A 23326-nucleotide genomic window follows, 5' to 3' on the forward strand; every position below is an offset into this window, starting at 1 on the left:
CGCCAGAGGTATATTCCCGATGAAAGCTAATCTTCTTGCCTGTCTAATTGCATCAGTCGTGATGGTCAGTTGTATCGATGAAGGCACTCGCCAGGAAGAAAGCACAGCGGCTTCTGAATCTGCTGCGCGTGCGGCGCCATTGCCTCGATTACATGCGGAGACAGGTAGCCGAGCAGGAATTTACGATGAGTTCGATCGAGAGGTGTTACTGCGTGGCGTGAACTACACCTCTTTAGGTGATTACTACCAGGGCCATCCTGATCTTCCTCCTGCGGTAAAGCCTCGACCAAATGACCTGCCAAATATGGCCAGCCTTGGCTTTAATGTGATTCGTTTGGTAATCCACTGGTCACAGTTAGAGCCTATACGAGGCGAGCTAAACCAAGCGTATATACGTGAGATTCGCGAGCAAGTGCGCGCTGCTGAAGCTCAAGGCATGTATGTGGTGTTGGACATGCATCAAGACGCGTGGGGTAAGCATATTGCGACACCTGCTGGTGAGTTTTGTTTGCCACCGTTATTACAGCCTGCCATTGGCTGGGATGGCGCCCCTGATTGGGCAACCATTACCGACGGCTTAAGTACCTGCCGAATCAGTATTCGTGAGCTATCGCCAGCCGTTACAGCTGCTTTTACCAACTTCTGGTTAGATAGAAATGGCATTCAAAGCGCTCTAGTGACTACTTGGGGAAAACTTGCTGCTGAGTTTGCGGCGGAGCCTGCAGTCGCTGGCTATGATCTGCTCAATGAGCCCCATCCCGGCTTTTTGCTTGGCGTGTCGGAATTGCTATCCACAGGTAGCTTTTACGGCCGCGCGATAAAAGCCATTCGCGCTGCAGAAGCGAAAGCCATCAATGGCTTTTCCCACATTGTATTTTTTGAGCCCACAGTGGATTGGTCAGCCTTTGGTGCAACGCTCCCACCACTAAAAGGCTTTACCAGCGATACCAATATTGTCTTTGCTCCTCACCTGTACGCCGACTCCATTACGATAGCGCCGCTTAGTATTGAGCAAGGTTTTCAGCTCGCGAAACTAGCGGCGGACTCGCTGGGCACAGCCTTATGGTCTGGTGAGTGGGGATGGTTCGGAGATCCTGTAGAAAATGATGCGAAGCTTCGAGAGTACGCCTCGTTTGAGGACAAATACCGCATTGGCGGCGCATGGTGGGTATGGCGCCAAGCCTGCGGCGACCCGCATTCACTCAATGAGTCTAATGGTGAAATTCCTGGTGATCAGATCGCGCTTTGGCGAAATGGTTGCCCTGGCGATATCGATATGGGCCTTGTGCCTGAATATGCATTGACGCTTTCTCGCGCATACCCTCGTGCAGCACCAGGGCGGCTGTTAACACTTTCCGCTGATATCGACACTGGAGCCATTGAGTTGACAGGTACCACGGCTAAGCCAGGTGTTCTCGAGTTGTGGCTTCCCGAACGTATAGGAACGCCAAAAATTTCTGGTGGTGAGCAAGCAGAGCTAAAGAAAATGGCTGGCGGTTTTTTATTATCGTTACGAGTGCAGGATGACTACCGCGTAAGTGTCACGCCAAGTCGCTAAGTATCCGTTTCATTTATTGTGAATAAGAGAGAATCAATATGAAGAAGCGCAATGTTGCCGTTATTGGCGCAGGTGTATCTGGCGCTATGTCTGCGCGACTGTTGCAGCAGGCGGGTTATACGGTGCGAGTCTTCGAAAAAGAAATGACGCCGGGTGGGCGGGCCATGAGTTGGCGCGACCCCAATCGCGACATTGTGCTCGATAGCGGCGCAGCATTCTTCACTAGCTTCTATGAGCGATTGATCGCATTGCTGCCAGAGCTAGGCCTGCAAGATGGTGTACACCGCCTAAGCCGCCAGTTTGATTTTGTCTCGCCAACGGGCATTGATCGTTTTAATGCCAGCAATGTGTGGGCGTCGGCATGGTCTACTTTGTGGTTGCCTACATTAGGTTTGGCGGATAAATGGCGTTTAACCGTTTATTTGGCCAAGATTAACGCGCAGCGCAAAAAGCTGGATTGGGTGTCGCCAGAATCACTCTGCCACTTGGATGACCGTAGCGTGGCAGATGATGCGATAGAGCAGGTTGGTGAAGCTGCTTACCATGCGTTTATTCGGCAAACCATTGAGCCTTTTTGGTTTATGCCCTCCGAGCAAGTGTCGCGGGCAATGTTTGTCAGCATGATGTCGAATTCGGCTGGCGCTAGTTTCTATAGTTTCCCTGGTGGGATTGATCAATTGCCCAGTCGTTTGCTAGGAGACTTAGAGCCTAGTTTTGGCGCTGAAGTCCACGCCCTACTAGAGGACGGTGAGCGTACTAAGTTGTGCTGGCGAGATGCTGACGGTGAGCACGAAGAGGTTTTTGATAGCATTGTTTGTGCGACTACCGCGAGCGTTGCAGCAAAGTTATGCGGTTCGCTTTCGGCTAAACGCTATGACGCTGAGCAGCGTGAGTTTCTTGAAGGGCAGTCGTATTGCGAAAACCTACATGTCGCATTTTTGATTAATCGAGAGCAAGGCCATCCAGTGAGTTTGGTTGTGCCGGCCGGCGTTGGCGAGCGAGATATTGTGGCGCTTGGTTTATGCGGCGAGCGCTATCCGGCGTTGCGTGCTGAGGGTAAAGAGATTGTCAGTTTGTATTTCTCTCCCAAGGCTTCACGGCGTTATATTGGTCAGTCTGATGAGTGGATTTTTAAAGATACCTGGGCTCGTGCGATTGCGTTTTATCCAAGCCTACCTGTCGATGCTGAGCCACTGCATGTGGCATTGCGTGAAGAGGCAATCCCAGAGTTTGGTGTTGGGCAGTATAAGAAAATTGCCAGTTTTCAGCGCTTGCAGCGCCCAGACCTGGCTTTTGCTGGAGACTATCTGGCAGGAGCTTGTATCGAAGGCGCGTTGGCATCGGCTGAGCGTGCAGTGGCCGCGATACTGAGTGGGAAGTCAAAGTGACATCGCTGTCATCCCAGTATTATCAACCATACAGTAGTAAGCATTTGCTCTTTTGAAGGATCAACTTGTTAGCACCTTATCGCGCCGCCACTGGCTTGGCGCAAATCCTGTCCATTGTTTAAATGCGCGGCTAAACACCGCAATATCACCATAGCCCATGTCCAGCGCAAGCCGCGTGATATCCACATCACTATCGCGTAAATGCGTACAGGCCAAGTTTAGGCGCACCTGACGCAAGCAAGCATCGAAGCTAGTGTGCTCGGCCTTAAGTTTGGCTTGCAGGGTGCGGCTATGTAGGCCTATTAGCTGCGCGACTGCCGACAATGAGCAGTCGCCAGTGGGCAGCAGAGCGGCGATGCAGCGAGCCACTTGACTACTAATCGACATCGGCATGAGTTGCCAATCATCACGCCAATGCTGCTGTAGGCGAGCGCGTAACTTGGGTGAGACGGCCACTGACCGGCTGAGCAAGCTTAGTGGAAATCGTATGGCATAACGTGGGGTTGTCGTATTCACCGAACAGCGAAAAAACTCCTCGCAGGCGCGCAGTACGCTGGGAAGAGGCCGTTGTGCGCCAATCCATACGGCTGTAGCGGTTTCTTGATTAGGCTGAAGCTCGCGCATGCCTTGCTGTAAGAGTGCCAAGCTAAGCAGCATGAGTTGCTGGCAGTCGCTTGTATGGGCAAAAGCTAAACTCAGCTCTAGTTCAACTTGGTCGCCGTGGCTATGCAAATGCACATCGATTCCGCGGGCGTGAAAGCTAAGATGGCGCTGTAGCCCGTATAGAGCCTCGCCGATAGTGGCTTTTTCGCACAGCCAAGCACCGAGCGCGCCAACAACTTCTAGCCCTTGGCGGAGGCCGAGCTGGAGCGCAAAACGGGGTTCGTCTAAAACCTGCGCGGTGTGCTCGTAGAGTGCGGCAAGCTTGGGGTAGGACAGATAAATATCGGGGTTTTCTAAAGCTGTGAGTGGTAGCCCAACGGCTTTCAGTAGCGCATTCGGATCATGACCGTGCCGGCGCACGAGCTCGGCATAGCCCAGTAATCCACCGCTTCGCGCAAGATATCGCATGAAATTTACCCGTCAGAGCTCGTGATTTATCAAATCATGTGGCCTAACGCGCGTTAATGTCGAGACCTAAATACTGAAGCGACTAGCTCAGCCTTCTGACAAAAAAAATAAAAATCGAGGACTCATCATGGCAACAATTTACGACGTTCTGATTCAACGCGGTCGCTACTATGATGGCACCGGAGGACCATCACAGATAGCCGATGTCGCCATCAACGACGGACGTGTCGCCAAGGTCAGTGCTGAGCCACTCGATAGCAGCCTTGCCGCACGCGTGATCGATGCCAATGGCCTGTGGATAACACCTGGCTTTATCGATGCTCATACTCATTACGACGCTGAGTTGATGGTCTCGCCGAGCTTGTCAGAGTCAGTGCGTCATGGCGTGACCACTGTGCTGGTGGGCAGCTGCTCGTTGAGCATGATTTGTAGTGAGGCAGAAGATGCCTCGGATATTTTTACGCGCGTGGAAACGGTGCCGCGCGAAAAAGTGCTGCCGATTTTGCAGCAATACAAAACTTGGCGCACACCGGCGCAATGGGTCGAGTTTATTAAAACACTGCCGCTTGGACCTAACTTGGTATCACTGCTTGGCCACAGCGATGTGCGCGTGGCCACACTTGGGTTGCATCGCGCTACCGATCGCGCCGTTAAGCCTAGCGAGGCCGAGATGCAGCAGATGGAAAAAACGCTAGAAAATGCATTAGACGCTGGCTTTTTAGGGCTGTCGACCATGCGCCTGAAGTGGGACAAGATCGATGGTGATCGCGAGTGGTCAAAAAGCCTGCCCAGTACCTATGCGCGCGCCGGCGAGATTCGTCGACTTAATCGCATTCTGCGCAGCCGCGGCCGTATTCATCAGGGCGCACCAAATGCCGCTAACCCGCTACAAATTTTTGAATACATCGGCGCAGCCTTGGGTTGGTTACGCCGTCCGATGAAAATGACGTTGATTACACTCATTGAGCTTAAAGGTAATTTTACTGTGCGCCCGATGGCGCAGCTGGTATCGCGCTTGATTCAAGCGCTCGGTGGAAACTTCCGCTGGCAGCTAATGCCGACGCCATTCACAGTCTATGCTGACGGCATTGATGTGGTGTTTTTTGAGGAGTTTGGCGCCGGTGAAATGGCGCTTGATTTGCGCGACCAAGTCGAGCGCAATGAGCTGCTAAAAGACGAGGCGTATCGCCGTAATTTCCGCAAGTTCTATGGCGAGAAGCTCAGCCCGCGCGTATGGCAGCGCGACTTTGGCGATGCCATCGTGCTCGAATGCCCCGATGCTAGCTTGGTTGGGCGCAATTTTGCCGAAATCGCCACTGAGCGTTCAGTTCATGTCGTTGATTTATTTCTCGACTTAGTCGTTGAATTTGGCCGATCACTGCGTTGGTACACCACCGTTGGTAATGCGCACGAAGACAAATTGCTGAAACTGGTGCACGACCCACGAACATTAATTACGTTCTCTGATGCCGGTGCGCATATTCGCAATATGGCGTTTTATAACCTGCCACTACGCTTTCTCAAGCTAATTAAAAAAGCCGCTGACAAGGGGCAATCTGTGATGTCGATGGAGCATGCCGTTTGGCGTTTAACCGGCGAGCAAGGGGATTGGTTAGGTATCGATGCTGGGCATATTCGTGAGGGCGATCGTGCCGACCTAGTCATTCTAGACCCAGCGGAGTTGGCGCAAAATTTGGAGCAGGTGAGTTGGGCTGAGATGGAAAATTTTGGCCTACAACGCCTGGTCAATCGCAACCCAGGCTTGGTTCGTCACGTATTTATTAATGGCCGCGCTGCAGTGAGCGAGGGTGATATTACGCCTGAGTTGGGCAAGTCATCGGCCTTTGGTAGCTTTTTGCCGGCGCAATGACATGAAAAGCTCATTATCTCTTCGTGCATGGCGCCAACGCTTTCCTACTTTGGCGCTACCAACGACGGCCTCATTTGCAGGTTTTTGGGCGGCATCATTTGTCGGGCCTTTCTGGCTGGTGGCCTCGGCGCCTTCGGCCATAAACCTAGCTGGACTGCCCGGTTGGCGAGGCAAACGCTTCCTGTCTAATACCTCAGCGATTAATGTCTTGGCCTCAGGCAATGAGCGCTTGCTCATGAAAGTGACCGTAATGCCTTCGCTGCTCGATGGCCAACCTGCGCTAGTCTGTACTTATGGCAGTGAAGCGCCATGGCCATGGCGCTTCGTGCGCGATGAGTTTCGCGAGATGTCGCCAAATGAGTGGCTGGGCATGACGGTGCTTGATGTGCCAGGCCTTCGCAGCATGGGCTGGCCATTTGTACTGAAACGGGAGCAGTAGAGTCTGGTTTCATATTGGCGGCAACCATGGCGGGGATATGGTTGCGTACATCCATATCCACAAATATCGTCCAGGCTACTAGCGCTACTAATTCAAGCAGTTGCCCCAAGATACATTTCTTCTGCCGCAGCAATGGCATTTTGATTTGAGTTAAAAGCACTTAACCATGTCGAGTAGTTGTGTACTGAGGGCAGATCATTAGGGTGAAAGTTTGGGCGGTAATAGCTGGCTATCATCGGCAGTAATCGCCCCAATATGCCTTTGCGTGGGCCTAGCAGCCAACCTGCACCTTTGCGATAGAGCTTAATGCGCTCGGTCACACTATAGCCATCCATGCCCAGCATGAACCACGGTGCCACCACGGTGTATAGCGAAAACATGATCGTTGCATGCGTCATGGCGGTCACGCGTGTGGCATAGCCGACATTCGCTATGCGCTGCATGACATCGAAGGCCACTGCTTTGTGCTCCATTTCTTCAATGGCATGCCAAGCAAACATCGCACGGACGTGTGGATCAGCCCCAGCCAACATCTCTTTTTCAGCAAAAAATAAGTCCGCCATCATCGCTGTGAAGTGCTCGAGCGCGGCAGTCATTGCCACATTGTATTCAGGTGACAGCTGCTTTAGGCGTCGTTCGGTAATCTCACGTGTGTGTCGTGTGAATGCATCGATGTTGATGCCTTGGCGGCGTAAGCGCTCATTGAAAAGAGTGTGCACTTTTCCATGCTGGCCCTCTTGCATGGTGAAGTCCTTAACCTCTTGTAGGAGCTGAGGGTCTTGGATGCGATCACGAAAGGCGCGTACGGCTGAAATGAAATAACGCTCGCCATCAGGGAAAGTCGATTGGACGGCATCGAATACGCGAGTTTTTAATGCGTCGCCAGCCATCCAGTAGCGAGGAATGTCTTCGGAATCTAAGCCAAAGTCTAAGCCTTTACGCACGACAATTTTTTCTTTGTACTGAGGACGAGCCATGGGTGATCTCCAAGTAAAGCTAAGCAGTGTCTAATGTCATCATATGTGTCGTCAGCAAGAAAAAGGGATAATATCGTGACAAATAAGGATTAAATGGCGACAGAGTGAAGCACTATATTGGACTTGAGTTCTTAAGTATTTTAACGACTGCCTCAGCGCGCTCTGGCAGTAATCTTAATGCGGTATTGGCCAGTTTGGCGTTGGGCATTCATGCTCAAGAAGGGCGGCCGGAGCCGTTACCCTTACCGCTACTTGCGAGCCTGCTTGAGCAGCTTGAGACTCGAGCCAGTCGCGGTCGTTTCATTTTTGCACTGGCTGAGGCCTTTAACTTTGATGCTATGCCGGCAGTTTCTGCCTTTCTTGTTAGTGCCCACAGCCTGCGTCAGCTGAACGCATTGTTAGAATGGGTGCCTGTTCTGGTGCATCCTGAATTACGCTTTGATATTGAAGATCATGGCTCAGCAATCAGTCTGCATCCCCGTGTTGACTCTGAGGATCCTAGGCTTATAGATCACCCGCTATTAGTAGAGCTAATGATGGCAATCGTTGCTCATCTCAGTGCTCAGATCGCGCCAAATATGGTGGGTGCGAGGAGAGTAACGTTCAAACATGCTCCTACCTCCGCCCCAGCGCTTTACGAGACATATTTTCGATGCCCAGTTGGCTTTCATAGCGATGCCAATACCATGTTTGGCGATAACCAATTATTAGATGGCATTCTTCCGGGCAGTCTGCCGCATGCGCATAAAAGTGCTGAGGAAACCATCCGCCAACATCTTCTGGGTGATGGTTTAGCTCCACCATTGACCATGCAGATAGACTATTTATTTAGACAACACTTGAGCTTATTCAGCGCTGGCTTAGCAGGTCTTGCGCGGGCAATGAATATGCATCCTAGAGCTCTACAGCGCCAACTAAGCTTCGCTGGTAGCAGTTATTCGATGCTGCTGCGGCGCATTAGACATGAGCATGCTGTCAATATGTTGCGCAACCCTAACTTAGATATAGACACTATTGCTCTAAAGTTGGGCTTCACTGAGCGTCGTAGTTTTACATTGGCTTTTCGGCAATGGCAGGGCTGTACGCCACGCGAATACCGGAGTGCAGCCAAAAGAGTACTGACAACTTAACTTGTCAGATCCTTTGATGTCGGACACTATGTGAGCAATAAAAAATATAAGAAGTAACGCGCATGCAATCTTTTCGCTTAGCGATAGCCACGCTGCTATCAACGATATTGATTTTGGCTCTAACCGCTTGCGGCGGCTCTACTAATGACTCAGGCATTAATGAGTCGTCTGAGTCCGCTGCTTTAGTGAAAAATGAGTGGCCTGCACATAGGCCGGGTCAAGACCCACCTGAAGCACCTCTGATGCTTGAGTCGGTTATTTCAAATATAGATGCGCTAGCTGCAGCTCTGCCCAGTGAAGCATTGGTGGGGATAGTTGACCCAATTGCTATTGGTATGACAGTTAACGACATTACTGATCCTGCGCTTTTATCCTTTCATCTTCGAGCGCTTTTGGCGCAGCTTCAAGGCGGCTCTCGGGTCGATAGCATTTACCATGGCTTTGGCCATCCAGCATATAACGATAAAGTCGAGCTGGTACCTGTTGAGTTCACAAATCGCTATGGCACACGCCTTTATGGTGAGATTGTATTGCCACAGCGCGGAACGGTACCGCCTTCAGCGGGGCCTTTTCCTGTCATTATTGCGCTCGAAGGATTAATGACCAATACGGCCGTATATCGGTGGTGGCATCAGGTATTTGCTGATGCAGGCTATTTAGTATTTGCCTTTGATTTTAGCGGACAAGGGTTGTCTGATAACGAGGCTGAAGGTGAGCCAGGAAATAATATCGAAGAGGCACAGGATGCTCTAACTTGGTTGTTTGAGAACTCGCCAGTGAAGTCGGTTCTTGATAAGAGTCGCGTGGGAGTGGTGGGCCACAGCATGGGCGCGATAGCTGCTTTAGGTTTGCAGGCGGTTGAGCCACGAATTCATGCTGTTGTAGCCGGTGCGCCAATTAGTGAGCAGTCCGCTCCTTTTGATGCCAATCCAATCCCTGTGATGATTCAAACGGGTGATCATGATGGTCCGGTCGCCCCGATACCCTTTTTTAACCCCGAAGTAGTTCGCCCGGTATATGAGAAACTAAGTGGCGATCGCGCGTTCATCATCACCGAGGCTGCTACGCACGCCCAACACACTAATTATCCGCTATTTCCAACACCAAGCTGGGGCTTTGAAATAGCTGGGCGTTATTCACTTGCTTGGATGGATTGGCATCTGCGCGGTGATAAAGAGGCTCTTAAGGTATTGCGCAGCGCACATCCTCATTTGTCATACCTTTGGGATAGTGAGGTAAGAGTTGATAACGAGACTGTGGTTTATCGCGGGCAGGGCCTAAATCCACTTAGTCCTTAATAGATAACAAGTTAACGCAATCAGAGAGTTAGCTTGTCAGGGAAAGCGAAAGTTAAGCGCGGAGCTAGCGTTTTTGAGCGCTGGCTCCGGAGTAGTAAGAAACGCAAAACGGCACCATAAAGTTGGCGATAAAATGTAGCCAGTCAAGGGGAGCCGCTGCCCAAAAGTAATCCCATTGATTGACTACGTTTAGAATGCTCCCGACGATAAGAGCGACAATCACAGCTCTTTTGAGAATGGCGGATCTCGTATTAAAGAACTGTTTAATTGCGTGCATCAAGCGGCTGCCTTTATCCAAATATCATTAGCTATGCTTTTACTACAAGCCTAAGTTGAAGCTCAACTTCTGGAGTTTATGCTTCAGCCAGTTGTTGCAAGATACGTGTATAGTTTTCGACGCCTTGTGCTCCAGTGACGAGATGGCGGTCATTAAATATGATTGCTGGTACGCCACTAATGCCTTTTTCAACCCAGCCATTTTCGGCATCTCGTACAGCTGCCGAAAAGCTCTGACTTTCCAGTATGGCTAGCGCTTCATTCCGCTCAAGACCAACTTCTGCGGCTATATCAGCCAGCGTGTTGTGGTCTGATATATCCCGAGAGTATGTAAAGTGAGCGGCAAAAAGAGCCTGTTTTAAGTCGTGCATGGCCCCTTGTTGGTTGGCCCAATGCAGGAGTTGATGCAAGTTGAAGGTGTTATGCATGCGCATGTCGTCGGTAAAGCGAAACTCGAAGCCAACGCTGGCCCCAGCCGCGGCCATGCTGTTTCGGCTTTGTTCTGATTGCTCCTTGCTTACCCCGTATTTCTCTGCCACATGTTGGCGTAAGTTCTGACCTTCCGCCGGCATATTGGGGTTCAACTCGAACGGGTGCCAATTAATTTCATATGCTGTACCCGTTGCCTTTAACGCTTGCTCCAGCTGCCGATAGCCGATGATGCACCAAGGGCAAACCACATCAGAAACAATGTCTATCTTAAGTACGTTTGTGGTGTTGGACATTTTTTACTCCTGATGCTTATAGGGCTGATTTTATTACTGGCTAGGGGCGTTAAGTGCTTTATTCCAGGTGAATTGCTTGAATGCATCATCTACAGGAGTCTGAGCAATGTGATTGGTATAGTTGCTCATGACTTTTTGGCTAAGCCCAAGAATTACTTCTAGTACGTTTTGTTGGTTAAACCCTGCTGAGTAGAAGCCTTCAAGCTGCTTGGGCTCCATCTCACCGCGTTGACGCACCATTGCAAGTGTAAAGTCGCGTAACGCTTCCAGCTTGGCAGTAGGGAGGGGGGTCTCATCACGCAGTGCGTTGCTAATCTCATCGGAGACTTTCATTGATTTGGCGATGCCTGTATGCGCAGGAACGCAATAATGGCAAGCATGCTCAACATTAATCGTTTGCCAAACCACTGTTTTTTCATCGGCGTTAAAGCTGCAGTTAGCAAACAAATTATGTAGGACTTGATAGCCATCGAGCAAGCTGGGGGCTTCAGCCATTACCGCATGCAGGCCTGGAATCATGCCAAAGGCTTTTTGTGACTTCTCAAGTAGTGGCTTGGCTGCTTCGGGTGCGCTGTTTTGATCGTGTAAAGTAAAAGCGTTCATAGGGAGTATCCTTTTTGAGTGATCGTTCAATTAAGAATTCAACCTTAATTGCATCATCAGGCTCAGTCAAGCTATTATTGAGTGATCGTTCAATATCCATGTAGATAACTGCATGGAAGCCCTTCATGTGAGAGATTAGGATGTCGAGAAAAGCTAGCTTTGATCGCCAAGTAGCACTCAATAAGGCCGTTGAGCTGTTTTGGTCGAGGGGTTATTACGCCTCGTCGATGAAGCATATCGAAGAGGCTCTTGATATGCGCCCAGGCAGTATTTATGCCACTTTCGGCAGCAAAGGTGGTTTGTTTGCTGAGGCACTGGAGGCTTATGCTTCCAGTGCAAGTGATGATTTTGGCCAAGCCATCGCTGAGTCATCGAGCATTGTTGAGGGATTAAAGTGCTATCTCCGCTCATTCGCCGAGCCCTGCAGTGGCCATACGTCTGCGCAGGCATGTATGTTAATTAAGACCTTGCTCGAGGTTAATGCAGAAGATGTCGTATTAAGAGACAGGGTGCAGGCAATGCTTGCAGCTTTTGAAAAGAGGCTTTGCAAAGTACTTGAGGAAGCTAAAGCTATTGGAGAGTTACGAGCTGAGGTGAATTGCCCGCGGTTAGCTCGATTGTTGCAGACGCAAATTATTGGATTACGGGCATTTGCTGAGCGGAACGTAAGCAAAGAGCAGATTGCAGCTGTAGCAGACGACATGGCCAGCTTGATTGATATCTATCGCGTAGAAATTGATGCAGCCTAAATTTTTGCTATTTTCTACTCAAGTTGCTTATAAAATATTTGTATATCTTCAATGAATATATATTCTGCCAAAATAATTGCGTGTACTGTTTTTGCGCTTCTTGCATTTGCTGGCAACTCTATATTGTGCCGAATGGCATTGGGTGAGGGTGCAATTGATCCTGCTAGCTTCACCATTATTCGCCTGTTTTCTGGGATTATTGTGCTAATGGTTGCTGTTTTCTGCATAAGAAAAAAATCAGAAAGCTCGGCAGTTGGTAGCTGGCGCGGTGCCGCCATGTTGTTTATTTATGCAGTAACCTTTTCGTACGGATATGTTTCTTTAGATACAGGAACCGGTGCGCTTATTCTTTTCGGATCTGTCCAGATTACCATGGCTATAATGAATATTATCTCTGGTGGTAGGCCAAGTTTATATGAGTGGTTAGGTATGATTGTTGCTTTTTCTGGACTGGCATATCTAGTACTCCCTGGATTAACAACCCCATCCATCATGGGTTTTGCATTGATGGCCTTTTCTGGCGCTGCTTGGAGTGGATACACACTGATAGGCAAAGGCTCGGTCGATCCATTGCGAGATACGGCATATAACTTTCTCAGAACATCCCCACTTATTTTATTGTTTATTTATTTTACCTTCGAGAGCTACGATGTATCTTCAAATGGATTTTTATTAGCAGTTGTATCTGGGGCAGTAACCTCTGGGATGGGGTATCTATTATGGTATATTGCCATTGGCGGGCTTTCGATTACTAAAGCAGCAGCAGTTCAATTATTTGTTCCAATAATTGCAGCTTTTGGAGGTTTAGTATTTTCCAATGAGATAATTACTATGCACTTGATAGAAGCATCCGTTTTAATTCTTGGCGGAGTTTTGGCGGTTATTTTAGGAAGTAGTCGCAGTAAAAAGGATACTGATAAGTTAGCTCGCTGCTTGTGAAGATTCGACTTAGCGGTAATGTATCTTTTAATTGAGCGATGGGGCGAGGAGAGGCAACATGTCTGATTGCTGCAATGATAGGTAGGACTCCTGGCACTGCTGAGCAATGTTGGTGTTGCGCTGATGTTGTATCGCTATCGTACTGGCGATAGCAATATGCAGTCGGTATGGATTTGTAGCCGTAACGATGCCATTGGCAATGTCGCAGTTATGGGTGCCGCAGGCGCGGTGTGGTTTACTGCTAGTGCCTGGCCTGATGTTATCGTTGCTTTTGCGATGGCGGCTCTAGCCATCTCTGGGGCAATTCAGATATCGCGTAGTGCATTACTTGAGTTACGACAGGCTTAAGGTGCTGATAGGCATCTCAGTATAGCTATCATAGAGGCTAGCTTGTCTGGCTATTTCTACAGGCGTCTTGGAGGCTAATTTGTTCATGACTTTGGGCTTGTTTGTGGCCACAGCGATTGCAGAAATCCTTGGGTGTTATTTGCTTTACCTCGTGCTCAGAGAAGAAAAGTCGGCGTGGTTAATATTGCCCGCCGCTTTATCTTTGGTACTTTTTGCATGGTTGCTGACTCTGCACCCAACAGCAGCAGGGCGAGTTTATGCTGCTTATGGCGGCGTATATATCGCTGTGGCAATCGGTTGGCTATGGCTAGTTGAAGGTATTAAACCGACATCGTGGGATGTTATCGGCTCGGCTGTGGCACTGACCGGTATGGCCATTATTATGCTTGCACCACGCACCTCATGATAATCGGTAGGTAACCTACACTAGCGCCTCTTCGGATGCCTGCACGCCTTAATGTTAGGTGCCAGCGCTGCGTAAAGCTTGACTAAGCTGATCAACGATAACAGACCAATCTGAATCCTGAGCCAAGGCTTCACGCAAAAAACTGGCTTGTGAATCTGTCCAAAATTCCGCATCGGCGATTATGCGTTTAGCCGGTAATGGTCGATGCGCACTCAAAAACTCTTGAATTTGCGCATCGGTATTGGGCAGGCCGAGTTGCTTGAATAGCTCGCTCATGTGGTGATGTGCATGATGCATAGTGATGCCTTCATTATTGGGCCTCCCACGCTATACCCATGTGCCGTACATTGCACCCTTCCACCGGATTAGGCCTATGTCATTGGCGCATCAGAGGGCCGTACCACCGGCACCAGCTTATCTTTCGAGCATTCGGCCAATGCCTTAATGCCATCGGCATCGAAAGCATCAACGCGAATCACATCGTACATCGCCACCATGGCCTCAGAGACCAATGCACGCTCATCAGTGCTGATGAGATCGTGTTCGATAGCCCAGTCCAACAACTCTTCTTGCTGATGCCCAAGCAGCAGTTCAATGTCTTGCAACTCTGCGGCACCGGCCTTACGAATCGCTTTGTTGATTCGATCGCGAGCGGGGCGTGTCTCCTGTGCCAAGCGCAAGGCATTAATCACGCGGCCCACTGCGTCAGTAGTGTCTTCATCGATATAGACGCCGCTGACCAAACGCTCCTTGGTTGGCCCGCAAGTCACAATACTCATTGCGACGCGTGCGCCGAGATCATCGCTAGGTGCTTGCAGACGCTGACCGAGTGGGAAGGCCATAATCATTAGCGGCCAGCGCAGAGCTTTCACAGGGTAGTTGCGGATGGCTTCATAGAGCGCGCTTTGCAAATCAAACAGCGAGCGCTGTAAGCCCCACTCGACGATGTCGCGCATATGCTCAGGATAGCCTTCTTCATGCCATTGCTTAATGGTCGCTGAGGCGTAGTACTGATGCACCAAAGCATCGGCCATACGACCGGTGAAGCGTTGTCGCGCCTTTAGTGCGCCGCCTAATGTGAGCAGGCTGACATCGGTCATTACCGAGAAAACCGAGGAGAAGCGCGAAAGCTGACGGTAGTAAGGTTGAAGTTGGCCGTTACTGGGCACTGCTTGTAAGCGTGCGCCACTGAGGCCGAGCACGAGCGAGCGCACAACATTACGCCCGGTATGGCCTAGGTGGGCATAAAAAACGCTATCAAACTGGCTAATCCCAGCCTGTGTGTCTTCGTTATTGGCGGCTTCGATTTCGCTCAGAATATAGGGGTGGCAGCGAATAGCGCCTTGGCCAAATATCATCAGGCTGCGGGTGAGAATATTGGCGCCTTCTACTGTGATGGCGATGGGAATTGCTGAGTAAATACGTGACATAAAGTTGCGCGGGCCGGAGATGACACCACGACCAGCTATCACGTCCATGGCATGGTTAACTACATCGCGCATGAGGTCGGTATTACGGTATTTCAAAATCGCCGACGGTACCGACGGTTTCACGCCACGATCCAACATGCCCGAGGTAAACACGCGCGCGGCATCCATCATATAGGTGTAGCCGGCCATCGGTTCTATGGCTTCTTGCACACCTTCAAACTCGCTAATGGAGCGCCCGAATTGTTCGCGTACAGCGGCATAGGAGCCGGTGGTCAGGCAGGCCATTTTGCTGGCGCTGGTGCCCAATGCTGGAAGCGAGATGGAGCGTCCAATCGACAGACATTCGAGTAGCATTTTCCAACCCATGCCGATCATGTCGGGACCGCCGATGACTTGTTCGAGCGGAATAAATATGTCACTTCCCCAAACAGGGCCATTCATAAACACAGTGTTCATCGGCAAATGGCGAGCGCCTTGATTTACGCCTTCGGTAGCGCAAGGAATCATCACGCAAGTCACGCCAAGCTCGGCATCTTCAGCGAGTAGTTTATCGGGGTCATAGACTTTGATGGCCAGACCAATCAGCGTGGCGACTGGCGCAAGCGTGATATAGCGCTTGTTGAAGGTGACTTTCATGCCCAGCACATCTTGGCCTTGCCATTGTCCGCGACAGATAACGCCGTAGTCAGGAATGGCGCCGGCATCAGAGCCGGCCACTGGCGATGTCAGTGCAAAGCAGGGGATTTCTTCGCCGCTGGCCAAGCGCGGCAGGTAGTAGTTTTTCTGCGTCTCGGTGCCGTAGTGCGTGATCAATTCGCCTGGGCCTAGTGAGTTGGGCACCATGACAGTGACGGCAGCAGAGACGCCGCGTGAAGCGATTTTCATGACGATTTCAGAGTGCGCGGTATTGGAAAAGCCTAGGCCGCCATAAGCCTTGTCGATGACTAGGCCAAAAAAGCCATTTTTGCGAATGAAGCTCCATGCCTCTTGCGGCAAGTCATAGAGCTCTTGGGTGATTTCCCAGTCATCGAGCATGGCGCAGAGAGTCTGCGTTGGACCATCAAGAAAGGCGCGCTCCTCAGTCGTGAGCGTGGGGTGCGGTAGTTCAAGCAGGTGATTCCAGTCGGGCCGGCCAGAAAAGAGCTCGCCATCCCAATCGACGCTACCAGCCTCCAAGGCTTGAGTTTCGGTATCGGATAGTTTCGGTAAGCGCCCGCGCACCCAGCCAAGTAATGGAGTGCTGAGTAGATGTCGGCGAAGCGGTGAGGGGATAAGTATTAGCGCTGCAAGCAGTGCCAGAGTGGTGGTGACGAAATTTAGCCAATGCCCAGCATCGAGTACCCAGCCGAGCCCTGCGGCAGCCAGCAGTAGTGCGGCTGCAAGCCAGCGATTTAGTCCAATATAGAGTGATATGACAGCGGCGATCACTAGTAAAAGCGCGCTCATGTTGACTCCTTATTGCATGTTAGGAGCTATCAACCTATACCTATCGATCACGACTTGATACCGACATGAATACTTTGTCGCTATGTTCGGTAGCGCACATAGGTGTTAGACATATACCCCTAATATTGCCATTTGTGGGAGCGGTTTCCCCTATATTGGTTCGTAGCCATTTTTTAAGACAATGTTTATTGGCGGTGAAAGTACGCCAAGTCGTGCCATTGTGCGGAATACCGATCATGCCTATCGACTTAAAAGTCAGCTGCTTAAGGATGAATTCAATCGCCATGGTGACCTATTGCTATTGATGCTGCGCTACATCCAATCGTTGATTACGCAGATGGCGCAAACGGCAGTCTGCAATAGACATCACTACTTGGGGCGTGCAGTGGATCAAGACAGCGATTCAGATCTCCTAGCCAGGCTCAACTACTGCTGAGCCGGAAAGTTAACTTGCCAGTCGCATGACAGGTTAGCTATGCTGATTAAATGAACCGCAACCAGCGCAAAGCCATTTCGCTCATCATGAGCGTTGTCTTGACAGTTTTTTCTTTATGTCAGGTACAGGCGTGGGCGGGAAATATATCGACAAGCCACTCCGAAAATGCCGCAGCTGTGGTGATAGATATGCCCGACTGCCACCGAGTTAGCCTCGCAGCTGAGGTGGCAATGCCTGACTGTTGTAGTGTCTGCGAGCAGCTGAGTCAGCACCCCGATGTAACCGTTAAACTGACTAGCCTAGATCACTCGCCAATGATCCTTGCGATTGCTGAGCCATACTCGCTTAAGCTAGCCCCACAGACTGCATCCACAAACTATCGCCCACCTGACCCTTTTGTAGTCAATCCTCCGGTAACCATTCGATACCAGCGCCTGCTGAATTAAGAAAAAGACATGCCCATTCAATTTTTATGAATGAGCGTTTGTTGCACCTGTCTTTTTCATATGATTTCAGAGGCTATCCCTCATGCGCTTCAATGCAGCCCGCCTACTTTGTTTGGCGTTTGCTCTTAATGGCTCGTTGTCGAGCTACGCCCATGCCGATGCATTGAGCTTTAACAATGCTCAGCAGCAGGCATTAGCCTATTCACGCCAGCTACAAGCCCAAGACGCGGCAATTCGTGCTGACTCTGAATTGGTCATTGCGGCAGGCGAGCGACCCGATCCAAGACTCTCGGTTGAGCTACAAAACTTACCCGCCAATGGCAGTGATCGTTTCAGTACCACACGCGATTTTATGACCATGCGGATGGTAGGTATTTCGCAAGAATTCACACGCCAAAACACCTTAGATCTTCGTCAAGCACGGCAGCAGCAGCTTGTGGCGCTGGCGAAAACAGATAAGCGATTAATGCAGAGTAAGGTGCTGCAGGGCGCAGGCCGAGCATGGGTGAGAGCGTATTTTTTACAAGAGCAGTGCCGTGTATTGGCAGACGAGCTGACTCAAGCGCGCTTGAAGCAGCAGGCTAGCGAGGCAGCTTATAGCGGCAATAGACTGAGTCAGGCCGACACGTTAGCGGCTCATGCCGAGGTTCTATTATTAGAGGATCAGCACCAAGTTTTAACATCCACGCTACAGCAAGCATTGTTTGATTTGGCACGATGGTTGGGCGGTGAGTCTAATGCAGATATATTGCTTGGAACGCCAAATAGCTCTAGAACACACCTCGATGGTATGAGTCTTCGAGATCACTTGCTTCGCCATCCAGACTTAGTGCTGCTCAGTCAACGCATTGACTTGGCCAGAACTGAGGCCGATTTAGCTGAGTCTGCCAAGTCGCCAGATTGGACAGTGTCATTGAGATATGCCAAGCGCGGCTCGGCGTTCTCAGACATGATGTCTGTGGGGGTTTCCGTGCCGCTGCAATGGGGACAGTCGCGCCGACAAGATCGTGAAGTCGCGTCACGACTGGCTCAAGTAGAGCAAGCTAAGGCGACTCGAGAAGACATGCTTGATCGTCATGTTGCCGAGATTAGTGGCCAGTTGGACCGTTGGCGCTCCAATCAATCTCGAGCCAGGCGCTACCGAGAACAAATCATTCCGCTGCAAGCGGCGCGAGCAAAGGCCGTCAACGCGCAATGGCGAGGAGGTCGTGCCTCATTAGCCGATGTATTCGACGCGCGACGCGCACTCCTCAGCACTGAATTAGATGCCTTATTAATCAATATGCAAGTCGATCTAGACTGGGTCGATTTAGAGTTTTTATTGCCTGAAAATGCGGGAGAAGCGTCATGAGCCGCACGAATAAAGTCATCACGATCATAGTACTGGCTGTGCTTATTGGCAGTGGTGCTTGGTACTTTTTTGCGTCTTCACACACCATGTCTATGACTGCCGATATGCACCACGGCGGGGCTGATCAGGGCAGCTCGGAGCAGCGTAACGTGCTGTACTGGCATGACCCCATGGTGCCCGGCCAGCGCTTCGATAAGCCGGGCCCATCGCCGTTTATGGATATGCAGTTAGTGCCTGTTTATGCCGATGATTCCGACGCCAGCGAGGGCGTCAGTATTTCTGCTCAAACGCAACAAAATCTCGGTATTCGCACCACCGTAGTACGAATGGGCGAGATCAGCAAAGACGCTGTTGTGCAGGGCAATGTGGTGTGGAATGAGCATGCGATTGATGTCATTTCGGCACGAGCCACAGGCTTTATTGAGCGGCTATATGTTCGCGCGGCCATGGAGACGGTGAAGCAAGGGCAGGCGTTGGCTGAGATCTACGTTCCAGACTGGATTGCAGTTCAAGAAGAGTATTTGCTAACTCGTGAGCTTGGCGGCGAGATAGGCCAGCAGCTTAAATCTGGCGCTAAGCAGCGCATGCGTGTGGCTGGCATGACCGACTCACAAATTGCCGAAGTCGTACGTGATGGAAAGATTCATGCTCGCGTGACGATACGAGCTCCTCGAAGTGGCGTGCTGTCTGAGTTGAACGTTCGCGCGGGTGAGACAGTGAGCTTAGGTATGCCGCTATTTCGAATTAGCGGTTTAAACCCGATATGGCTGGACGCGAATGTGCCGGAATCACTGATGTCATCGCTGCATTTAGGCGATAGCGTCGAAGTTACGACGGTCGCGCGCGGCAATAAACGCTACTCCGGCAAAGTGGCTTTGTTGCCGCCCGAGATTGATCAAGTCACCAGAGCGCAGCGTGTTCGCATTGAGGTGGCCAACCCGCGTGACGAGCTTTTGCCAGGTATGTTTGCCTCACTTGTCATCAAGCAAAATTCAGTAGCCGATGCACTGTTGGTGCCGACCGAGGCAATCATTACTACTGGAAGTAGAAAGATTGTTTTTAGCGTCAATGATGATGGCAAATTTAATCCGCATACGATTACTGCAGGCCTTGAAAGTGACACTGAAACTGAGGTCTTGTCTGGCTTAAGCGCAGGCCAAAAAGTGGTGACTTCTGGTCAGTTTTTGGTGGACTCAGAGGCTAGCCTAAAAGGTGTTATGAGCCGGATGCGGGAGTCTGCGCCATGATTGCTCGCTGCATACGCTGGTCGATTGCCAATCGGCCATTGGTGTTACTGGCGAGCATCATGCTCACCGTTTTAGGCTTATGGTCGGCAGTAAAAACACCGCTAGATGCATTGCCGGATCTCTCGGATACGCAAGTCATTGTTCGAACTACATGGCCGGGGCAGTCGCCACAGCTGATTGAGAATCAAGTTACCTATCCGATGACAACGACCATGTTGTCGGTGCCGGGGGCGAAAACTGTTCGTGGTTACTCTTTCTTTGGCGACTCTTACGTCTACATCATTTTTGAGGATGGCACGGATCAATATTGGGCGCGCTCTCGTGTGCTGGAGTATTTGAGTCAGGTACAAGCGCGATTACCTGCGCAAGCAAAAGCAGTGCTTGGGCCAGATGCCACGGGTGTGGGCTGGGTCTATGAATATGCATTGGTTGATCGAACAGGGCAGCACGATTTATCACAGCTGAGAACGCTGCAAGACTGGTTCTTAAAGTATGAACTGAAGACGGTAGAGAACGTCGCTGAAGTGGCCAGTATCGGCGGCATGGTGAAGCAGTATCAAGTGGTGTTGGATCCTGAAAAGCTTCGCGCCTACAACATCACCCATGCGCAAGTGATCACTGCCATTGGCAATGCTAACCAAGAAGCTGGTGGCTCGGTGGTTGAGCTTGCCGAAGCCGAATACATGGTGCGCACCAATGGTTATCTTCGCGGCATTAGCGATTTTAAGCTAATTCCCTTGGTGACGACCTCCGCAGGTGTGCCTGTCTATTTGGGCGATGTGGCTCGTATCCAGATAGGGCCGGAGATGCGTCGTGGCATTGCCGAGTTAAATGGTGAGGGTGAGGTCGCCGGTGGCGTGATTATCATGCGCTCGGGGAGTAATGCACTCAGTACCATTGCGGCAGTGAAGGCGAAGCTGAAAAGCTTGCAGGCCAGTTTGCCGGCGGGTGTTGAAGTGGTTCCGGTTTATGACCGTTCTCAGCTGATCAAGAGTGCGGTGAGTAATCTAACGACAAAACTACTTGAAGAGTTTCTTGTTGTAGCCTTGGTCTGCGCGCTATTTCTCTTTCATTTTAGATCGGCCTTGGTTGCCATTATTTCGCTGCCGATAGGCATCTTAACGGCATTTATTATCATGCGCATGCAGGGTATCGACGCCAATATCATGTCGCTAGGCGGTATCGCGATTGCCATTGGCGCAATGGTCGATGCTGCCATTGTCATGGTGGAAAATGCGCATAAGCATCTCGAGGCTTGGCGACATGAGCATGATGGGGCAGAGCCAGATAGTGCTTCGCGATGGCAGCTGATCACAGAGTCTGCTGTGGAGGTGGGACCAGCCTTATTTTTCTCATTGCTGATTATCACCTTGTCATTTGTGCCGGTGTTTTCCTTGCAAGCTCAAGAGGGGCGGTTGTTTGCGCCGCTAGCATTCACGAAAACTTACGCAATGGCAGCCTCAGCTGGCTTGGCGATTACCTTAATTCCTGTGCTGATGGGCTATTTATTGCGAGGGCGTATTCCCAACGAACGTGATAATCCAATCAATAGAGGCTTAATTCGAGTCTACGAGCCTGTCTTGAATACGGTGCTTAAACACCCAATGGCAACGCTTGGGATAACCGCCTTAGTGGTCATGCTAAGCCTGTGGCCGCTATCACGGTTAGGTGGTGAGTTTATGCCGCCATTGGATGAGGGCGACTTGCTCTATATGCCATCGGCATTGCCCGGCTTATCGGTTGCCAAGGCTTCGCAGTTACTTCAGCAAACGGACCGACTTATTAAAACCGTGCCAGAGGTGGAGAGTGTTTTTGGCAAAGCAGGGCGAGCGGATACCGCAACGGATCCCGCGCCTATTACGATGTTTGAAACCACCATACGCTTTAAGCCTAGAGAACAATGGCGCGTGGGCATGACGCCAGACAAGCTGGTTGAGGAGCTAGATCGGGTGGTGCGAGTGTCGGGTTTATCTAATATTTGGGTGCCGCCCATTCGCAACCGAATTGATATGTTGGCGACGGGTATCAAGAGCCCGGTTGGCGTCAAAGTATCTGGCGCTAGCATGACTGAGATCGATCATTTGACTGCCGAAATTGAGCGCGTGCTAAAGCCAGTGCCTGGTGTGAGTTCGGTTTTGGCAGAGCGTTTAACCGGGGCGCGATATATCGATGTCGATATTCGGCGCGCCGCTGCTGCTCGCTATGGCATGTCCATTGCCGATGTTCAAAGCATCGTGAGCTCAGCCATTGGCGGTGCAAATATCGGTGAAACCGTTGAGGGCCTGCAGCGCTTCCCCATTAACGTGCGCTACCCGCGCGAAAATAGAGATTCGCTGGCCTCTTTACAGAATCTGCCCATTGTCACGGCGACCGGCGCTCAGATTCGTCTAGCCGATGTGGCGTCGTTACGCATTGTCGACGGGCCTCCAATGTTGCGCAGTGAGAATGCACGGCTATCTGGCTGGGTCTATGTCGATGTGCGCGGCCGTGATTTACGCTCTGCTGTTAATGATATGCAAAAAGCCGTTGCCGCCTCTATTAAACTGCCTCCGGCCTACGCGATCTCGTGGTCGGGGCAGTTTGAGTTTTTAGAGCGAGCAACTGCGCGTCTGATGTGGGTTGTGCCGGGCACGCTGATGATTATTTTTATCTTGCTATACATGACCTTTCGGCGCTTCGATGAGGCCTTGTTGATCATGCTCACCATGCCCTGTGCATTAGCTGGTGGTGTTTGGCTTTTGTGGCTTTTGGGACATCATCTATCGGTGGCTAGTGGCGTTGGCTTCATTGCTTTAGCGGGTGTCGCAGCAGAGTTTGGCGTCATCATGCTGTTGTATTTGAAGCAAGCGTGGCAGCGTCGTGTCTCGCAAGGTCTTTGTTCGCGAGCAGATTTATTGGATGCAATTCATGAGGGCGCCTTATTGCGTGTGCGCCCCAAAGCCATGACAGTTGCAGTGATTATTGCCGGTTTGCTGCCCATTATGTGGGGTAGTGCTGCTGGCTCGGAGGTCATGCAACGGATTGCCGCGCCCATGATTGGCGGCATGTTAACAGCGCCATTATTATCGATGCTGGTGGTGCCGGTGGCTTTCTACTTCATGCGCCGCGGCGAGGTCTGTATCAAATAGATCGATTATTGCTGAGTTTGTAATTTAACTTGTCAGTACTGTGCTGCAGCATAAACTAAGCTATA

Annotated in this window: 19 protein-coding genes; 13 read left to right on the plus strand and 6 right to left on the minus strand. The window is 50.8% G+C overall.

Features of this window, described 5'->3' with window-relative positions:
• Nucleotides 1–19 precede the first annotated feature (19 nt).
• Nucleotides 20–1558 carry a glycoside hydrolase family 5 protein gene (locus tag ACFQ0F_RS02785; protein WP_379068900.1) on the plus strand — a complete coding sequence of 513 codons (1539 nt, stop codon included), beginning with the start codon at nucleotides 20–22 and terminating at the stop codon, nucleotides 1556–1558.
• A gap of 38 nt (nucleotides 1559–1596) precedes the next feature.
• On the plus strand, nucleotides 1597–2946 hold the full coding sequence (locus ACFQ0F_RS02790) for a protoporphyrinogen/coproporphyrinogen oxidase (RefSeq protein WP_379068903.1): 1350 nt from the start codon (nucleotides 1597–1599) through the stop codon (nucleotides 2944–2946).
• Between the two features lie 60 nt (nucleotides 2947–3006).
• Here the strand turns inward: ACFQ0F_RS02790 and ACFQ0F_RS02795 are convergent, their stop codons facing one another.
• A complete protein-coding gene (locus ACFQ0F_RS02795; RefSeq protein ID WP_379068906.1) occupies nucleotides 3007–4017 on the minus strand; it encodes a helix-turn-helix domain-containing protein in 1011 nt (336 codons plus the stop codon).
• Between the two features lie 127 nt (nucleotides 4018–4144).
• Between ACFQ0F_RS02795 and ACFQ0F_RS02800 the strand changes: the two genes are divergently transcribed.
• Nucleotides 4145–5887: an N-acyl-D-amino-acid deacylase family protein gene (locus tag ACFQ0F_RS02800; RefSeq protein WP_379068909.1), complete on the plus strand. Its 1743-nt coding sequence runs from the start codon at nucleotides 4145–4147 to the stop codon at nucleotides 5885–5887.
• Between the two features lies 1 nt (nucleotide 5888).
• Nucleotides 5889–6326 (plus strand): hypothetical protein, encoded by a 438-nt coding sequence (locus ACFQ0F_RS02805; protein WP_379068912.1) that lies wholly within the window; start codon nucleotides 5889–5891, stop codon nucleotides 6324–6326.
• A 92-nt stretch (nucleotides 6327–6418) separates the two neighbouring features.
• Here ACFQ0F_RS02805 and ACFQ0F_RS02810 read toward each other — a convergent pair whose 3' ends face one another.
• A complete protein-coding gene (locus ACFQ0F_RS02810; RefSeq protein WP_340675293.1) occupies nucleotides 6419–7303 on the minus strand; it encodes a metal-dependent hydrolase in 885 nt (294 codons plus the stop codon).
• A gap of 104 nt (nucleotides 7304–7407) precedes the next feature.
• Between ACFQ0F_RS02810 and ACFQ0F_RS02815 the strand changes: the two genes are divergently transcribed.
• On the plus strand, nucleotides 7408–8433 hold the full coding sequence (locus tag ACFQ0F_RS02815) for a helix-turn-helix transcriptional regulator (RefSeq protein ID WP_379068915.1): 1026 nt from the start codon (nucleotides 7408–7410) through the stop codon (nucleotides 8431–8433).
• A gap of 62 nt (nucleotides 8434–8495) precedes the next feature.
• Nucleotides 8496–9731 carry an alpha/beta hydrolase family protein gene (locus ACFQ0F_RS02820; protein ID WP_379068918.1) on the plus strand — a complete coding sequence of 412 codons (1236 nt, stop codon included), beginning with the start codon at nucleotides 8496–8498 and terminating at the stop codon, nucleotides 9729–9731.
• A gap of 353 nt (nucleotides 9732–10084) precedes the next feature.
• Here the strand turns inward: ACFQ0F_RS02820 and ACFQ0F_RS02825 are convergent, their stop codons facing one another.
• Together ACFQ0F_RS02825 and ACFQ0F_RS02830 are read right to left on the minus strand one after the other, a co-directional pair.
• Nucleotides 10085–10732 (minus strand): DsbA family oxidoreductase, encoded by a 648-nt coding sequence (locus ACFQ0F_RS02825; protein ID WP_379068921.1) that lies wholly within the window; start codon nucleotides 10730–10732, stop codon nucleotides 10085–10087.
• Nucleotides 10733–10765: 33 nt separating this feature from the next.
• A complete protein-coding gene (locus ACFQ0F_RS02830; protein WP_379068924.1) occupies nucleotides 10766–11335 on the minus strand; it encodes a carboxymuconolactone decarboxylase family protein in 570 nt (189 codons plus the stop codon).
• A 140-nt stretch (nucleotides 11336–11475) separates the two neighbouring features.
• On the opposite strand from ACFQ0F_RS02830, the gene ACFQ0F_RS02835 reads away from it, so the two are divergent.
• The 4 genes from ACFQ0F_RS02835 (at nucleotide 11476) to ACFQ0F_RS02850 (ending at nucleotide 13777) form a co-directional block, all read left to right on the plus strand.
• Nucleotides 11476–12084 (plus strand): TetR/AcrR family transcriptional regulator, encoded by a 609-nt coding sequence (locus ACFQ0F_RS02835; protein ID WP_340675298.1) that lies wholly within the window; start codon nucleotides 11476–11478, stop codon nucleotides 12082–12084.
• 51 nt (nucleotides 12085–12135) lie between these two features.
• Nucleotides 12136–13023, plus strand: coding sequence for a DMT family transporter (locus tag ACFQ0F_RS02840; protein WP_379068927.1), 888 nt, complete (start codon nucleotides 12136–12138; stop codon nucleotides 13021–13023).
• A 96-nt stretch (nucleotides 13024–13119) separates the two neighbouring features.
• Nucleotides 13120–13371 carry a cation transporter gene (locus ACFQ0F_RS02845; RefSeq protein ID WP_379072073.1) on the plus strand — a complete coding sequence of 84 codons (252 nt, stop codon included), beginning with the start codon at nucleotides 13120–13122 and terminating at the stop codon, nucleotides 13369–13371.
• An 85-nt stretch (nucleotides 13372–13456) separates the two neighbouring features.
• Nucleotides 13457–13777, plus strand: coding sequence for a YnfA family protein (locus ACFQ0F_RS02850; RefSeq protein ID WP_340674922.1), 321 nt, complete (start codon nucleotides 13457–13459; stop codon nucleotides 13775–13777).
• Between the two features lie 54 nt (nucleotides 13778–13831).
• Here ACFQ0F_RS02850 and ACFQ0F_RS02855 read toward each other — a convergent pair whose 3' ends face one another.
• Together ACFQ0F_RS02855 and ACFQ0F_RS02860 are read right to left on the minus strand one after the other, a co-directional pair.
• Nucleotides 13832–14074, minus strand: coding sequence for a DUF2789 family protein (locus ACFQ0F_RS02855; RefSeq protein ID WP_340674921.1), 243 nt, complete (start codon nucleotides 14072–14074; stop codon nucleotides 13832–13834).
• Nucleotides 14075–14148: 74 nt separating this feature from the next.
• On the minus strand, nucleotides 14149–16653 hold the full coding sequence (locus ACFQ0F_RS02860; protein ID WP_379068930.1) for an acyl-CoA dehydrogenase: 2505 nt from the start codon (nucleotides 16651–16653) through the stop codon (nucleotides 14149–14151).
• Between the two features lie 964 nt (nucleotides 16654–17617).
• On the opposite strand from ACFQ0F_RS02860, the gene ACFQ0F_RS02865 reads away from it, so the two are divergent.
• The 3 genes from ACFQ0F_RS02865 to ACFQ0F_RS02875 are packed head-to-tail and all read left to right on the plus strand — an operon-like array spanning nucleotide 17618 to nucleotide 23261.
• Nucleotides 17618–18886 (plus strand): TolC family protein, encoded by a 1269-nt coding sequence (locus tag ACFQ0F_RS02865; RefSeq protein WP_379068933.1) that lies wholly within the window; start codon nucleotides 17618–17620, stop codon nucleotides 18884–18886.
• The gene (locus ACFQ0F_RS02870; protein ID WP_379068936.1) at nucleotides 18883–20133 is read left to right on the plus strand and encodes an efflux RND transporter periplasmic adaptor subunit; all 1251 of its coding nucleotides are present in this window, start codon (nucleotides 18883–18885) and stop codon (nucleotides 20131–20133) included. The genes ACFQ0F_RS02865 and ACFQ0F_RS02870 overlap by 4 nt, the downstream gene beginning before the upstream one ends.
• Nucleotides 20130–23261, plus strand: a complete 3132-nt coding sequence (locus ACFQ0F_RS02875; protein WP_379068939.1) for an efflux RND transporter permease subunit — start codon at nucleotides 20130–20132, stop codon at nucleotides 23259–23261. Before ACFQ0F_RS02870 ends, ACFQ0F_RS02875 begins: the two co-directional genes overlap by 4 nt.
• Nucleotides 23262–23326 lie beyond the last annotated feature (65 nt).

This window comes from Paraperlucidibaca wandonensis, assembly GCF_042677145.1.
Classification (GTDB): Bacteria; Pseudomonadota; Gammaproteobacteria; order Pseudomonadales; family Moraxellaceae; genus Perlucidibaca; species Perlucidibaca wandonensis.